Raw genomic sequence first — 14,349 nt, 5'->3', positions numbered from 1 at the left:
AGTATACGAAATATAAGAATGATCGCGGCGCAGTATCCAAAATTTCCTGGGTGACGGAGAACTGTCTCACGTGCGGACGAGTACCGGCCGCTGCCGACTCAGCGATTCGAAACCTGGACGCTCTCCCGCATTCTGCTCAACACGGGACCAAAGAGTGCCGAGAGACTTTCCGCACCTTTCGCCGACAGGTGATCTCCGTCCTTATAGAGAACCGTGCCCTCTCGCATGGCATGACACCTGGAGGCGTCGCAGATTGCGCGCATCGGATCGACGACCAAAGCTCCGCTCGATCTGGCCGCATCCGCCAACACCCGGCGGGCCAAGGCTTGGCGCCTGTTGGTGTATTCAAGAGAAGGAGCGATATCGAGCGAGCGTCCAGACGCAGCCGCTCGTGCGAGGGCCTCGGGAACGTCGAAACCCATCTCAGGCACATCCATCACCAGAACAGCCTTCGATCCCTGCCGAGCGAGACTGGTCAAAGTCGCATCAAGTCCCTTCCTCACCGGAACGGACCAATCCGTGCGGGAGGGTACGACGCGAGGGTCAAAGAAGATGCCCTGACCGGGAAGCTCTTCTCGGTGGACGTACTTGGGCCAATACCCCACCATGAAAATGAAGGCGAACTTTCTCTTCTCGATCAGCGACATCACTGCGGAATTGTGATCGATGCACCTCTTGACAGCGCCCGGAGGACCGAAATCCGTATCTGGCAAGGGCGGGCACGATCCACGCCCGACGAACATGCCCGGTAAACCCATTTGGCGAGCGGCAATGTCAATAGCAGGAGCGATCGCAGCGGCATGAGAATCTCCCCATACGAGGAACCGCGGCTCGCCCGCAGTCTCGAGCCCGACCCGGCAGATCTCCCCTCTCCTTATCTGAACCGGTTTCAGACCTTCCCCATTTGAATCGGTGAAACACCGCTTGGAGGAGAATGGGCTCTCATCATAGGTGGCCTGGTAGAGCGTTCGGGCGTTTTCGGGCAATCTTTGGGGAATGCCTTCCAAATCATTGACGATGAAACCGAAGGCGACCGCAGAAGAAATAGCAGCGCTACTCACGCCGACGATCGCGACGCGCGAGGATGCCAGCACGCCATACCGCGCGGGCTGCTCTACGAACCTCCATGAAATGTATGCGAGCGCGAAGGACATCGCCACGGCGGTCAGCGCCCAACCGGTTGTCAGTTCGTGGCCAAGGCCATAGCGCAAGAACACGATTACGGGCCAATGCCAGAGGTAGAGGGAGTATGAGATGCGTCCGATGAAGACCGAAACGGGATTACCCAGTAAGCCCGCTATCGCTCCGCCTCGACAATGTGCGTGGATCACAAGGGCCGTACCGAGGCAGGGCACTGCGGCATAAATACCAGGAAAGGGCGTGTCGGGAGAATAGCCGAAAACGGCCAGGGAAACGGCCAGCAGCCCGAGTGCCGCCAATGCCTGGGAGCCGCGAGGCCCATAATTCGACGCAGGAGCAATGGCAACAAGGACCCCGATCAGCAACTCCCAAACGCGAAAATGCAGCAAGTAGAATGCTTTTTCCGGCGAGTGCACGATCCCCCAAGTGCTTGCCCCGAAGGACAAGAGCGCCACCGTCAAAACGATTGCGGGAATGTGCTTACGTGCGAATTTGAAGGCAAGGAAAACCGCGATGGGAAAAATCAGGTAAAACTGCTCTTCCACAGACAGGGACCAGGTATGAAGCAATGGCTTCATTTCTGACGAGAGATCGAAATAGCCGCTCTCGCTGCGGAACAGGATGTTCGAAGTGAATACGGCAGCGGCTTGCACGCTATCGCCGAAATACCGAAACTCCTGCGGCATCAGTAAAAACCATGCCGCAACGGCCGAAACGGCAATCATCGAGAACAATGCCGGGAAGATGCGTTTCATCCTCCGAACATAGAACGCCCAAAAGCTGAAGCTGCCGCGCTCGAGGTCGGTGAGGATGATCCTGGCCATGAAATAGCCGGACAAGACAAAAAAGACGTCGACCCCGACGAATCCGCCGGAGAACGAAGTGAAGCCTGCGTGAAACAGGAGCACAGGCAGGATCGCCACAGCTCTCAAACCGTCCAGGTCCGGGCGATACTCGAAGTCTCGGTGGATTACTGCCAAGCGCATTCCCATTTCCGTGATGGACTGCCAAGCCAATGCGGCATTTGACGTCCACGTTAGATCATACGGTGTGCTCCCCCTCGGAAGCTGGCTCGTCAACCATCTCCGGGCCGCACTATTTGTCTTCAGGCAACGCCGGCACGCAGAAGATCGTGGACGTGCAAGATGCCCGACGGCCGGCCGAAATCATCGACCAGAAACAGCACCGTGATCTTTTGCGATTGCATCATTTCCATTGCCGCACTTGCCAGCATTCCAGGCGTAATCACGCGAGGCATATGCGACATCACTGTCTCGACCGTGAGGAGCAAAAGATCTTGTGACATATGGCGCCGCAAATCGCCGTCGGTAATGACACCGACAAGCTCACCGTCGCGACCAACGACGCCGACGACCCCGAAGCCCTTCGAGGACATCTGGATGACCGCTTCGCTCATCGGGCTGCCGATCGGCAAAAGTGGCACAGCCTCGCCCGAATGAGCCAGCTCATGGGCAAGCAGCAACTGCGAGCCGAGCTTGCCGCCCGGATGAAAGGTCTTGAAATCCTCGGCCGAAAACCCTCTGCGCTCGAGCAAGGCTATTGCGAGAGCATCCCCCACCGCCAACTGCAGCATTGCAGACGTGGTCGGGGCTAGACCATGAGGGCATGCCTCCGGCACTTTCGGCAGGACGAGCGGGATCGTGGAGTTGCGAGCGATTGTGCTGCCGGAATTCGACGTGACGGAAATGACCGGAACGTTGAAGCGCTTGGCGTAAGTGAGGACGTTCCCGAGTTCCACGGTCTCACCGGACCATGAAAGCAGAATAAGCAGATCCTGCGCGGTGATCATGCCGAGATCGCCGTGACTTGCTTCCGTCGGATGCACGAAATAGGCGGATGTTCCGGTAGAAGCAAGCGTCGCGGCGATCTTGCGTCCGATGTGCCCGCTCTTGCCAACACCCGCAACAACGACCCGCCCACGCTGGGAGGCGACGAGTTCGACGGCGTCGACAAAACTACGGCGCAAGGCCGCATCATCCTCCAGACAGGCCGCCAGGGCATTGATCCCGTCGGCGGCAGTGGCGATCGTACGACTGATCGACGCCAGTATTGGGTCACTTACAACCACGTTCATTTCTCGTCTGCCCGTAATTATCGACGACCGGTGCTAATGGCGTCGCTTACCGTTGAATTCTTCGAAATCAAACCAAGATGGCTAAATTGTGCGATGCACGGGTATTTCCACGCTTTCTGAAGCGTGGCGACGGAGTATTGAAAGAATTGCAATACCGGCTCACTCCCTTCTAGGCGAAGAACCGGCGGCGAATGGACACGTAGGCTGGCTTGTGCGAGACATAAGATGTCAGTTCCTTAAGTGAATCTCGCCTGCCTACCTGCTCAATGGAATTCGCGATGACGATTGAAGCTGAAGCGCTTGAAAAACTGCGAGAAAAGCACCGCCGCTGGCTCTCGCGACTTGGCATTATCGATAAGCCGTGGCTCATTCTCGGTTCGGCGCCCTCCCCCACGATTCCGCCAGACCTGATTGGATATTGCGCACGCGTCGACGTCAATAACGCAGGCAAGACGGCCAATGCACTGGGTCTCCCACCCGCCGATTTGACGTTTCGAAAGCGGAAGAAGTCGTGGGAAGAGCATCCCTATGTAAGGACGAGGGGTCTTTTATGGCTTCATACAAAGTCTATCTGGGTGATGTACCTGAAACTTCTGGCAATGCCGCAAGTTCGCTACAAGAGCCTGATGCGCGCCACCAAAGCTGAGCGCGAAGCGATCGTCGAGGCCGTGAGCGGCGGACTTCCCCCCGATATTGGCGAAGTCGGCAAGGTGACGAACGGAGTTGCCGCGCTATGCTACGCTCTTTTCATGGGAGTGCCGTCCGTGACGCTGGCGGGGTTCTCAGTCACCAAGATGGGCCATTCCTACGACGACAAGGGGAGAATTCGGAGGCAGATTGCCGAAGACACCTTCGTTCTGACGCAGTTGAGAGATCGAGGAAACGTCTACACGACCGAGTTGGAACTCTCCGAGCATATCGGCCTGCCTTTCATTCGCGATAAAGGCGACCTCGCCGTCAAGCCGGGCACCCCGATCGGCCCGGATCGGCGTCAGCGGACGTCCGCCCAAACATAGGCAAACGTGTATACGTCGCCCGGGCGTCCAGCGTTGTAGGGAACCGAGACGATCGTCGGCTTCGAGCCGGCAATTGTTGCGGGCATGAGCTGCAGTAGAGCCGAAATGCGAGGCGGAATCTCTTCTCGTCCCCTGCCTTCGGGCGACCAGGCCGCCAAAATTCGGCCTGCCGGAAGACGTCTTTCCGCCTCCTGAGAAATTCCCGCCAGGATGATCGGCGTGTCGGGAAACTGAATTCTGAGGTTACCCGCCACGATCCTGTCGTCGACCACGATGGCGACCGGCGGCGGGCCGGGCTCAGCGCGCACACGCTGGGCGAACCCGTTAAAGGGCGTATGTGCGAAGGAATAGTCGCCGATTATCGGACCGACGAAAACCCTTGCCCAAAGCATTACGATTACGCCGACGGAGAGGACGCCCGCGATCGAAAGAAGTGCAGGCAGACGACGAGCAGGGTCCAGACCGGCGGCATCGATTTTCAACGTCAGATAAAGTGGGAGAAGCGCAGTAAAAAGCGCCAACCACTTCGCACGGATGTGGGTCGCATCCATTGCAACGACGATAATCGCTATGATGAGGAAGCAGGCGAGAATCATTCTGCCGACGACCCTCGTCCACAGGCTCTCGGCGAGAAGGATCTTCCTGAGATCCGCGTAGAAGAGCAATCCGAAGACGGCAAGGGTCAGCGCGACGCCCTTGAGGCTTGCAACTGCGAGCGAAACAAGCCCTTGGATCGCGTGCGGCAGCATCGCGCTGTCCGCCCCCTCCTTCATTTCAGCGACAGTGACACCAGTCGCATGTCCAAGATTGTTGACGACCCAGTAGGCATGGGGTGCGACGATCACCGCGCAAACCGCAACGGAAGCGAGCACACGCCAGTCAAAGAGATATTTGCGCAGCTTTGCCTCTGGGAGAATGGCGAGCAGTGCCGCCGCGGGGAGGATCACGAAATTGTATTTCGAAAGTGCCCCAAGCCCCACGGCAACGCCGACTAGCAGGTAATTGCCAAGGTTGGGTGGGTTCTTCAGAGCGCGGAAAAAGCCGTAGAGGAACAGCGACACCGCAAAAAGCGCGGCGACGGTGTGGGACAAGTCGCGCTGTGACAGAAGGAAAACCGGTGGCAGTGTCAGAACGCCTAGTACCGCCACTGCCGGACCGAGCCGACTGCTGGAGAGGACACCGGCAGTGAGCCCGTAGAACAGAAGGAAGAGGAACAGAAGACCGTTCTTTACGATGGTCAGCGACGCGACGGAGATACCAAATACGGCCACCACTCCATATTGAAGCCAATTGTAGAAGGGCGGCTGGGCTCCGTATCCGAGCAGCAGATATTGTGAGAGCAGTGCTTGCTCGGATTCGTCGATCTCGAGCGAGTCCGGGCGCAGGATTTTCAGGATGATGCTGAGCAGGCAATAACCGGCAATCAGAACGTATAAGAAATCCGGTCTTCGAACCAGGAGGCTGCGCATTCCTCTCCCCATCGTCCCTGCCCATGCTGGTGGCAATATCGCGGACCAGCGACAAGCTACTAGGCGAAGTTCGCTGGAATTGCCAGAGGCCCGATCGAGGACCGCGAACCACCAAACACATCGTTTCGCTTCATCAGGACGAGACGATGGGGCCGGAAAGCGGTCGCTGCCGGCGAGAGAACGTTATCCGTTACACGAGGCTTCACGGCGCCGCCTTTTTTGGCTACACCTGAAAGCTGCTTATACGCAAATAAGTGAGTTTGAGTCGTTTCGCGGCTGCCAAGCGCGCTTGAAGCCTACCTGTCATCGGAGGTTTAATGACGGAAAGTGCTCATATTTACATCGGCTTCGACAGTAAGGAAGTCGTCGCCTATCATGTTCTTTGCCAAAGTATTTTGGAAAAGAGCTCCATCCCGGTCACGTTCACGCCGATATCCCTGAACAACGTCGACAGGATTTTCACGCGCGAGCGGAATCCTCTCCAATCTACAGAGTTTTCCTTTTCCAGATTCCTCGTGCCTTATCTAAGCCGGTATGAGGGTTGGTCCCTTTTCGCTGATTGCGACATGTTGATGCGGACTGATATCGCCCAGTTGTGGGAACTGAGAGACGATCGCTACGCAGCGATGTGCGTAAAACACGACTACGTTCCGAAAGTCGAAACGAAGTTTCTGGGCCAGGTCCAAACGAAGTACGAAAAGAAGAACTGGTCGAGCGTGATCCTGTTCAACAATGCCAAGTGCCGAAAGCTCGATTTGGATTACGTCAATACCGCTACCGGGCTGGAGCTGCATCAGTTCAAGTGGCTGGATTCCGACGACCTGATCGGCGAACTGCCCGCGAGCTGGAATTGGCTTGTAAACGAGTACGAATATTCGCCGGATGCAAAGCTCGTCCATTTCACCGATGGCGGACCTTACTTCGACGAATATAAGAACGATGACTACGCCGAGGAATGGTTCGCTGCACGTGATCGTGTTCTTCATGTAACGCAGCGCTCGGCTTAATCGCTCGACACCCATAAGCCATTTTCATCGGGGGCGGTTGCCCGTCCCATCGTCGTCTCACGTGCCGATGCGCCGGCGATGGACTTTCGTCAGAAAACCACTTGGCGATAGAGCATCACCGGCGTTGGAGCATCACTGAGCGAAACTTGCGTCGTAGCCGAACCCCATTCCGACAAGGGCCGAGACCGGCGAGTGGTTTACGACCTCAATGCCGCTTTCGGCGGCTATGCTGCGTGCCATGACCAAATGATCGACGATCCGCTTTTGGGCGACGACGATTCCCGAATAGGCCTTGTCGGTTGTTTCGTAGTACCTCGGTTCATCGGCATTACTGAGATCTATCCCCACAAAACCGATCGAGCGGGGCCTCCAGGCGACGGCAAACTGTGCGGCTGAAACCGCGACCGAGCCTGCCTGGAAAATGCCGGCCAAAGGGTCTTCGGAAAAGCCGACGTCGCCGTCCTCGCTCAGCCGCACATACGGCAGCTTGCGCAGTTCCGCGGTGTCCCGACGTGCTACCCCGTACGGCTTTCGCACGTTATCGATCAATACGACCGGCCTGTCCCGCAGCCATGTGCCATCCAGCTCGCAGATCGCCCTTATGACGCTCACGGACAGCAGACAGACGCATCCGGCAGGAATCCGCTTCACGAGATCGAAGTGTCTCCATACGAACCGTTCGTCTTCGATTGCTATCGCCAGAGGCTTTGCTATCACGCTGGGGAAAAGGTGCAACGCGCCGTTCAAGAGAAGGCACGAAGACCCGTCTGCGCGGGTCAGATCGCATCGGGCGACCGAGGGGCCGGAGCCGACGATAAGCACATTGGACGGCCTTTCTTCCAAGGCGTGCGAGGGGCTCGTGAGACGTCCTACCAATTCGCCGCGGTACTGGATCGTGCCGTCTCGATCAGCGCTTGCAAGTTCGAGCTTCAATCCGGGAAACCAGTCTTGGACATGCGCCCTGGAACGACCCAGGAGAAGCCGAACGGCGATCTTGATGCAGGAACGTGAAAAGGGGCGATTTGAAATCATTGATTTCTCTAACGCAGGCGTTGAGCGAGCAAAACGACGAAACAGGGACAAATATGCAAAGTACTAGCGGCTTGCGCCGCTCCACAACGGAATGCCTAATTCTTCCGAAACCGGGGGGTCCGCCGTGTAGATCGGGCAGCCCTCACTCATCAACTTGGAAACAAGGACTTTATCCATCTGAACATGAAGACGCGTCAAACCCGTTGCGTTGTAGACGTGACCGCTCGAGTTCGGGTTTATTCCCGTAATGATGACCGCGGGTGCTCCGTTGTACAGGGCAAAAAGAACCGCATTCATTCCGTTCGAGCACTTGGAATCGGCGTCGATCTCAAGGGACCGCAAGTCAGCCACACGATCCAGCAGCGCCATTCGCTCGTATCGATCAACGATTTCCAGTCGATCGTATTTATAGTCGAACGCCCGCAAACCTTCCTCCAGGCGTGCGCGATCGTCCTTGCGCCAGAGAAATACGTAGAGCGTCCCTGTACGCTGCCCTTTCAGGACGCGCCTCACCTCGATGGCGTTGGGGGTGGTACCTTCGACCTGGTTAAACATCATCATCGTGATGTCAGGCGCATCGACGCCCCACTTGCCGATGACCGATTGCGAGCCGTTCACGGTAATGATCCTGAAGCTGCCGTCCAATCCCGCCGGCCTGTGGGAGACGGGCGCGGATCCGACAACCACGACGGGGCTGTCGAACCGAAACGGGGCAGCCGGCGGATCCGGGCGCAGTATACGGTACTTCAGATTTCGATATATGCGCTTACGCGCATCGGAAATCCATGACCCCATTTATCCTCACCACAAATCGATATCAGAAATTCGATGCTGCTATGCTTTGGTCTTCTTTAGGAACTTCGGCTTCAGCCGACGTAAAAATTCGTCAATGGACCGAAACGCGTTTGTCAGGGAAATCAATTTGTCCACTTGCGCATCGGTCTGGCTCAGACGCAGCGACAGGACCTCTGCGATCGTCGCGGAGATTTCGGCTGCGGGCAGCTCCGGGAAGCGGGAGGCAAGCGTCATGTAACTGTTGGCCGGCCTGGAGCCATGCATCGTCAGCTTGCCGACACGCGCGAAGAGGCGCAGGAAGACCTGCTCGAAAGTCCAGTCGTGGACGTTCACAACCCGCCACTTGTCGCTTCGCTTCGCCGAGAACCCTGCAAGAACGATTTCAGCCGGAAGCGACTGGTTCACGAGCCACAGGGCCATGGCGAAGCCGCTCGTGGCGACCTTGTCCTTCGGGTAAAAGTCTGCGCAGAAGCCGACCAGATCCAGGTGGCCGGTGGGCGTGCCCAGGTAATCCGCGCTTGTGTTCAGCCTCTCGATCTCCGCCAGCCGGATGTTCATGATGCCCAGGAACTTCTGGGGCGCGAGCAGCTTGACGACGTCGGCGACCTCGTTTCGATATACGATGTTGGCGCCTCGTGGCTGAGCGCGCGATATCAGGAGGGAGTTGCCGGAAAATTGTTCATCGAGGATTTTGTAAACCTTGTTGAAGAACACGAAGAGGGCCGTCCCAGGGTATTCCTCCTGGAGTTCCTTCACGCTTACCTCGTCACTGTTGGCAACGAGGACAACGTGTGAAAACCTGGAAAACAGGGCCCGCCATTGCTCAGGCGTCGCCAAATTCTCCGTCGCTCCCGAAGCGGGAAAGTCCATGCCTGCTCGTCCCAACCCTGGCGTGCTTTGAGCCCGCGGCCTCTCGATGTTGCCAAGCCTGGATTCCAAGTTCGGCTCCCACCCTCTATAAAGGCGATGTATTCGAAGTAGAAGCCACCGGCTCGATGTTTTTAAAACCAAGGGATGTATATGTTCAAAATAAAGGCTGAGCGACATCTTACGAGAGAACTTGCGATCACTCCTCCGCCGGGCGACCGCGGCCGGCAAGGGATCGCGATCGTCGCCTGCGTGAAGAACGAAGCCAGCTACATCGAGGAATGGGTGCGTTTTCACCGAGGCGTCGGCGTTCGCCATTTCTGCCTCTACGATGACGGCTCGACCGATGGGACGTTCGATATCCTGCAACGGGTTTTGGCCCGCGAGGAACTGACCGTCGTGCCCTGGAAGATGCGTATGCGGGACGAAAGAAGCGGTGAGTTCCTGAACGGGCAGACGATCGCTTTCGCCCATGCGATCCTGAATTTTGGCAGCCGCTTCGAGCGTATGGCGTTCATCGACGTCGATGAGTTTCTCCTGCCGAAAAACGGGCGAACACTGGACGACGCCTTGCGAGGAGCAGGTGACTTTCCCAACATCTCGTTGCCTTGGCACATGTTCGGCCATAGCGGTCATATTTCGCGACCGGCAGGGCCTGTGTGCCTCAACTATAAAATGCGCGTCTCCGACCCCATGCGGCAGAGCCTCGACGCAAGCAACTTCAAATGCATCGTCGATCCGGTCGAAGTCACGAAAGTGGGCGTGCATCACTTCGAAACAAGGTCCCACGGCGACAGGACGGCGAATGATTCGGGGAAAGTGGCATCGCGACGAGGGCGGAAGGCTGCCGATTTTTACTCCGCCGAGTTCATTCAGCTCAATCACTATTATGCGAAGTCGATGGAGGAGCTGAAGGAAAAGACGGAAAGAGGCTGGTCCTTCGACGGATCTGCAGAGAAATACCGGAACAAGGTGTCGGCCACGATCAAGTATATCGAAGCGAACGTTGTCGAAGACCGCAGCATGCTCGAATTCGTCGAAGAGAACGGGATCGACCTCGGCCGGTGATTTGAAGCCGCGCGAGGCGCGGGCGAAAGAAAACAAGCGTCACATCGGAGCTCAGCTTTGCAAGACAACGTCGATAGAATGGTGAAAACGCCCAGCACGAACTGTGTGTGGGCTGTGGCGGAAAGCAAGGCGGGAACGCTTACGCAGTGCCTCGGCGTTGGAAAGGAGTTCCATCAGGAACCGGTGGTAAAGCTGATCAGTCGGACTCGCGGCCTGAGAAAGCTGTTCGAACCCAGACTGTTTCGCAAAAGGGAACCGCGTCCCGAGCTCGTGATCTCCTGCGGTTTCCGCGCTGAACCGGCGGTCCTCGACATCAAAGCGGCCTATGGCGGCAAGCCTCTCACCGTCCATCTCCAACGCCCGCGCATCGAAGGATATGATCTCGTTTTCGTCTCTCGTCACGATTGGGTCGAGGAACTGGACCGGCGGGCGAACTATCATTCGATGGTCGGAGTACCGCATCAGATTACCTGGGCGCGACTGGCGCCTCTCAGAGATGCCGCACGCAGACGATTGTCGCCGGACGGACGCCCAATAGCCGCCGTCTTCGTCGGCGGCTCGAATGGCGCATATGTCTACGACGAGAGAACTCACCGGAACATAAAGGGTGCGATCGAGCAGTTGGACAAAGAGGGCTGGCGCGTCGTCGTGTCGGTTTCACGCAGATCCGAAGACCACACGCAGCAGGCTCTGTCAGCACTGAACAGCGCCAACATCGCGGTCTGGGACAGACGAAGCGAGAACCCTTATCTCGACTACATGGCCGCCGCCGACGCGTTCGTCATCGCAAAGGACTCGATCACGATGCCGTGCGAGGCTCTGGCCACGGGCAAGCCGGTCTACACACTGGATTTGACCCCCGTCGAGGGGCCGCGGCTGGAGAAGTTCGAGCGCTATCACCGGGACCTGCATGAAACGCTGCAGCTGACCCGGCCGTTTAAGGGAAGGATCGAACCCTACAGCTACGAACCCCTCGATGAGACGCGCCGCATCGCCTCGGTAATCCGTTCCCGGATCACCCGCCCGTAAGGCCTACGGGGGCTGCACGGTCATTCCCGCCAGTGCTCCGCCACCCAGGGCGTCGGACGGATATAGTGTCGCAAGTATTGTAGCGCGCCCTTATCCTTCCTTCGCTTCGCATCGAAGACGCCCGCTATGTGTTTGAACGCTGTCTCGTGGGGGCGCTTCGTTCCGTATCGGCCTTCTATTGCGTGCTGTGGCTGCAGACCGCGCGGAAAAATAACGACACGTGCCTCATGCGGCAGATTTGGCGCAAAGAAGTAATTGAGTGGAAATGGCCAGCGGCAGTCCTGACGAAAATGAAGAACCCATTTTCTTGGAAAGAACGTTATCCCGCCAGGCGCGTTGCGGCTCACGAAGCGCTGCTCATACCGGTATTCGTCGGCGACGCCCTGTGGGTCGGAGCGGAACTTGTCCTGCAGCGGCGCGAGTTTGCCAACGGGAAAGCGGAAGAGGGACGTTTGCCCAAGACGTTCAAAGGGGGTGGTTTGGTTTCTCGCCAGAATTACGTCATCCGCCCGCCCTGTCTCGAAGAAAACGTCCAGCGATGACACGATCACGAGATCCAGATCGAGAAAAAGCACTGGCCCCCTCAGTTTTCCCAGGGTCGGCCCCCATAGCCGCGCCTTGGGCCATATGCCTCTCGTGTTGGTCGGCATGCGCTCTACATCGAGTGGAGGCAAGTCTTCGCAAAGTATCGCCGGGTTCAGACCTGCGCGATTATCGGTAAAACAGGTGAAGGTAAAAGGCGGCGTGATGTTGCGAGCAACCATCGCGTACAGCCTGTTAATGAAGGGAGCCCCATATTTTGTGCCCCAATTGATGCAGATGACTTGCTTGACGCCGCCACTTGCTGCCAAAACGCTTGTAGTCATTTGCTCCGTTCCCTGCACATGTCCTGCAGCCGTCGATCCTCAATCCGCTCGCAGGCGTGCCGAACTGGGCACAAAGAGTGAATAAGCGCGACCATCGTGACCCTATTACTTGCAAGCCGCGCCTTCGCCAAGGCGCTGGCAGCTCGAAATTCGCCAATACATCCACGCAGAAGTGACGAGCAGCTGCCGCGCCTGGTTCGATGCTTACAAGTGATTTCTCGCCGTCAACGCGGGCGTTGCACCAAATGATACTGTCCAGTTCGCGGCTGGAAATCGACGCTGGAGTATCCAATCTCAGCTCCGTCGAGTTCACCGGAAAGCCGCCTTGACGCGTTGGAGCAGCAGCTCGCGACCGGCTGTGGACCTTAACGGCCGCTTTGGGGCACAGCGTTACCTTCAATCGGCCGCATTGCATCGATTTTCCTTTCCTTGGCTCGCCGGTTCTGGTTCCGGCCACCATCAGCAGAGGTACACAGACAGAATTGTAGAGCACACCCTGACCTTGCCATCGTTGGAATCTCCACATTCAGTCAAGTCAGATCAAAGGAGACTTTCGATGCATCACCTCATCGTAGAAGACATGACCTGCGGACATTGCGCCGCCACGGTCGAGAAGGCCGTCAAAGCCGCCGACCCGCAGGCCAAGGTGGCCGTCAATCTCGAGGCGAAAACCGCCTCGATCGAATCCGGGATCGGATCCGATGTATTCATCGCTGCGATTGAAGATGCTGGTTACCGGGCGTCCTTCAAGAAGTCCTGCTGCAGCCATGTCGATTGATATACAGGCAACCGAAACAATCGAAACGCAGCTGTGACGGAATTCAAAGCACGCCCAGTCCGCGCGGAATTTGACTCGGCTGGACGAGAGCGAGAGGGCGGCAGACCCGGAGGAGATCGCTCCGACATGCTGCAAGGTTGCCGACTTCAACGTTCGCCATCCCTCTGGTCGAGAAGAGTTCCGTCAGAGTGCCCTGAGATAATTGCATGGAATCACGGAATCACGAGCGCGTGGAAGAAAAAGGCCCACAACGGGAGCCTTGTCATGTGATTGGATTTTCGGTTTGATCGACACCGGCAACACAGGGGCAGCTCGATGACTTACCTCGAAGAAGAATCAGAACGCGGAATTCAGCTCTTCATGGCTGAATACGCGGTTAACCGGGAAGATGCCCTTCGTCTCATCGTTCGAGACTGGCTAGGCAGTCACGGTTATCTCGCCTTAACTGAAGATGAATCAGAACTCGGCAAAGAACCGCGTTCGATGACACGGAGACGCTCGGCGGCGCCTAGAGCAGCGAGGCGCTTTTCTCCGTCACTCCTGTATGTTGAGAAATGAAGCAGCTTTCTCCCTCCAATCCGGATCTTTATTTTCGTCTCGGCGGGAAAACGCACTGCCGGCATTTGGCAGCTGACCGGAAGAAGGTAGATGAATCTTTCCATGCGACTTGCACTTCTCAGCCTCGCGTGGGTAATGGTCGGGCTCGGCATCGCCGGAATTTTCCTCCCGCTGCTACCGACGACGCCTTTCCTCCTCCTGGCGGTATGGTTGTTTTCACGCTCCTCGCCGCGCCTCGCGAAATGGCTCATGGACCATCCATTGCTAGGGCCGCCGCTACGTGACTGGCGGGAAGAAGGCGCAATCTCACGTCGTGCCAAGATATCTGCAATTTTGCTGATGAGCTTGGCGCTCCTCTACTTGTGGGTTGCGCTCGAACCACCGGCAACCGTTTTGCTCGTGGTTGCGGGGATCATGCTCACATGCGGTGCCTTCATCGTGTCCCGTCCCGAACCGCCAAACAAGCCAAACAAGCGATGAGCTCAGCAGCATGCCCCCGCACTACCTTTTTCGAAACGTCGTTTTGTGGGCAATGCGCGCCGGCCGGCAGTGATGAATGTGATCGCTCCTAAGGAACAAGTGCGGCAGCGCTATTGACCCCAGGAAAGAGGCGGCCCAATTCACTGGAC

13 protein-coding genes and 1 pseudogene are annotated in these 14,349 nt (G+C 57.3%); 7 read left to right on the top strand and 7 right to left on the bottom strand.

The window, feature by feature from the left end:
- Positions 1–98 precede the first annotated feature (98 nt).
- Both CN933_RS24950 and CN933_RS24945 read right to left on the bottom strand, forming a co-directional pair.
- Positions 99–2,132, bottom strand: a complete 2,034-nt coding sequence (locus CN933_RS24950) for an acyltransferase family protein (protein ID WP_102762802.1) — start codon at positions 2,130–2,132, stop codon at positions 99–101.
- A gap of 113 nt (positions 2,133–2,245) precedes the next feature.
- The gene (locus CN933_RS24945) at positions 2,246–3,235 is read right to left on the bottom strand and encodes a KpsF/GutQ family sugar-phosphate isomerase (protein ID WP_102762749.1); all 990 of its coding nucleotides are present in this window, start codon (positions 3,233–3,235) and stop codon (positions 2,246–2,248) included.
- Positions 3,236–3,513: 278 nt separating this feature from the next.
- Here CN933_RS24945 and CN933_RS24940 point away from each other — a divergent pair, with 278 nt between their 5' ends.
- On the top strand, positions 3,514–4,251 hold the full coding sequence (locus CN933_RS24940) for a hypothetical protein (protein WP_245425167.1): 738 nt from the start codon (positions 3,514–3,516) through the stop codon (positions 4,249–4,251).
- On the opposite strand, the gene CN933_RS24935 is transcribed toward CN933_RS24940, so the two are convergent.
- Positions 4,227–5,720, bottom strand: a complete 1,494-nt coding sequence (locus CN933_RS24935) for an ArnT family glycosyltransferase (protein ID WP_102762747.1) — start codon at positions 5,718–5,720, stop codon at positions 4,227–4,229. The two genes, CN933_RS24940 and CN933_RS24935, sit on opposite strands and share 25 nt — an antisense overlap.
- A gap of 317 nt (positions 5,721–6,037) precedes the next feature.
- On the opposite strand from CN933_RS24935, the gene CN933_RS24930 reads away from it, so the two are divergent.
- The gene (locus CN933_RS24930) at positions 6,038–6,727 is read left to right on the top strand and encodes an LPS glycosyltransferase (protein WP_018098610.1); all 690 of its coding nucleotides are present in this window, start codon (positions 6,038–6,040) and stop codon (positions 6,725–6,727) included.
- Between the two features lie 132 nt (positions 6,728–6,859).
- Here the strand turns inward: CN933_RS24930 and CN933_RS24925 are convergent, their stop codons facing one another.
- From CN933_RS24925 to CN933_RS24915, 3 genes are all read right to left on the bottom strand, one after another.
- Positions 6,860–7,759, bottom strand: coding sequence for a glycosyl transferase (locus CN933_RS24925; RefSeq protein ID WP_102762746.1), 900 nt, complete (start codon positions 7,757–7,759; stop codon positions 6,860–6,862).
- A gap of 63 nt (positions 7,760–7,822) precedes the next feature.
- Entirely contained in the window at positions 7,823–8,554 is a 732-nt protein-coding gene (locus tag CN933_RS24920) for a membrane-anchored protein (protein ID WP_102762745.1), read from the bottom strand.
- Between the two features lie 39 nt (positions 8,555–8,593).
- On the bottom strand, positions 8,594–9,424 hold the full coding sequence (locus CN933_RS24915) for a 3-deoxy-manno-octulosonate cytidylyltransferase (protein WP_102762744.1): 831 nt from the start codon (positions 9,422–9,424) through the stop codon (positions 8,594–8,596).
- A 150-nt stretch (positions 9,425–9,574) separates the two neighbouring features.
- Between CN933_RS24915 and CN933_RS24910 the strand changes: the two genes are divergently transcribed.
- Together CN933_RS24910 and CN933_RS24905 are read left to right on the top strand one after the other, a co-directional pair.
- Complete coding sequence (locus CN933_RS24910; RefSeq protein ID WP_102762743.1) at positions 9,575–10,489, top strand: glycosyltransferase family 92 protein; 915 nt, start codon at positions 9,575–9,577, stop codon at positions 10,487–10,489.
- 57 nt (positions 10,490–10,546) lie between these two features.
- Positions 10,547–11,518, top strand: a complete 972-nt coding sequence (locus CN933_RS24905; protein ID WP_102762742.1) for a mitochondrial fission ELM1 family protein — start codon at positions 10,547–10,549, stop codon at positions 11,516–11,518.
- A gap of 20 nt (positions 11,519–11,538) precedes the next feature.
- Here the strand turns inward: CN933_RS24905 and CN933_RS24900 are convergent, their stop codons facing one another.
- Positions 11,539–12,384, bottom strand: a complete 846-nt coding sequence (locus tag CN933_RS24900; RefSeq protein WP_102762741.1) for a glycosyl transferase — start codon at positions 12,382–12,384, stop codon at positions 11,539–11,541.
- A 556-nt stretch (positions 12,385–12,940) separates the two neighbouring features.
- Between CN933_RS24900 and CN933_RS24895 the strand changes: the two genes are divergently transcribed.
- The 3 genes and pseudogenes from CN933_RS24895 to CN933_RS24885 all read left to right on the top strand — a co-directional run bounded on the left by CN933_RS24895 (position 12,941) and on the right by CN933_RS24885 (position 14,200).
- Positions 12,941–13,162 (top strand): heavy-metal-associated domain-containing protein, encoded by a 222-nt coding sequence (locus CN933_RS24895; RefSeq protein WP_102762740.1) that lies wholly within the window; start codon positions 12,941–12,943, stop codon positions 13,160–13,162.
- A 315-nt stretch (positions 13,163–13,477) separates the two neighbouring features.
- Positions 13,478–13,674, top strand: a pseudogene (locus tag CN933_RS24890) (hypothetical protein).
- A gap of 136 nt (positions 13,675–13,810) precedes the next feature.
- Positions 13,811–14,200 (top strand): YbaN family protein, encoded by a 390-nt coding sequence (locus CN933_RS24885; protein ID WP_102762739.1) that lies wholly within the window; start codon positions 13,811–13,813, stop codon positions 14,198–14,200.
- Positions 14,201–14,349: the final 149 nt, after the last annotated feature.

The sequence above is a fragment of the Sinorhizobium sp. M4_45 genome, from assembly GCF_002885915.1.
In the GTDB taxonomy this organism is placed as follows: Bacteria; Pseudomonadota; Alphaproteobacteria; order Rhizobiales; family Rhizobiaceae; genus Sinorhizobium; species Sinorhizobium meliloti_A.
The sequence above is the reverse complement of the archived record's forward strand: the minus strand, read 5'-3'. Positions and strand labels throughout refer to the sequence as shown.

What these genes read in the sequence shown, in the direction of transcription:
- CN933_RS24900 (WP_102762741.1), bottom strand. Translation starts at nt 12,384, where the DNA reads ATGACTACAAGCGTTTTGGCAGCAAGTGGCGGCGTCAAGCAAGTCATC.
- CN933_RS24925 (WP_102762746.1), bottom strand. Translation starts at nt 7,759, where the DNA reads ATGATTTCAAATCGCCCCTTTTCACGTTCCTGCATCAAGATCGCCGTT.
- CN933_RS24895 (WP_102762740.1), top strand. Translation starts at nt 12,941, where the DNA reads ATGCATCACCTCATCGTAGAAGACATGACCTGCGGACATTGCGCCGCC.
- CN933_RS24935 (WP_102762747.1), bottom strand. Translation starts at nt 5,720, where the DNA reads ATGCGCAGCCTCCTGGTTCGAAGACCGGATTTCTTATACGTTCTGATT.
- CN933_RS24915 (WP_102762744.1), bottom strand. Translation starts at nt 9,424, where the DNA reads ATGGACTTTCCCGCTTCGGGAGCGACGGAGAATTTGGCGACGCCTGAG.
- CN933_RS24945 (WP_102762749.1), bottom strand. Translation starts at nt 3,235, where the DNA reads ATGAACGTGGTTGTAAGTGACCCAATACTGGCGTCGATCAGTCGTACG.
- CN933_RS24930 (WP_018098610.1), top strand. Translation starts at nt 6,038, where the DNA reads ATGACGGAAAGTGCTCATATTTACATCGGCTTCGACAGTAAGGAAGTC.
- CN933_RS24910 (WP_102762743.1), top strand. Translation starts at nt 9,575, where the DNA reads ATGTTCAAAATAAAGGCTGAGCGACATCTTACGAGAGAACTTGCGATC.
- CN933_RS24885 (WP_102762739.1), top strand. Translation starts at nt 13,811, where the DNA reads ATGAATCTTTCCATGCGACTTGCACTTCTCAGCCTCGCGTGGGTAATG.
- CN933_RS24950 (WP_102762802.1), bottom strand. Translation starts at nt 2,132, where the DNA reads ATGGGAATGCGCTTGGCAGTAATCCACCGAGACTTCGAGTATCGCCCG.
- CN933_RS24920 (WP_102762745.1), bottom strand. Translation starts at nt 8,554, where the DNA reads ATGGGGTCATGGATTTCCGATGCGCGTAAGCGCATATATCGAAATCTG.
- CN933_RS24940 (WP_245425167.1), top strand. Translation starts at nt 3,514, where the DNA reads ATGACGATTGAAGCTGAAGCGCTTGAAAAACTGCGAGAAAAGCACCGC.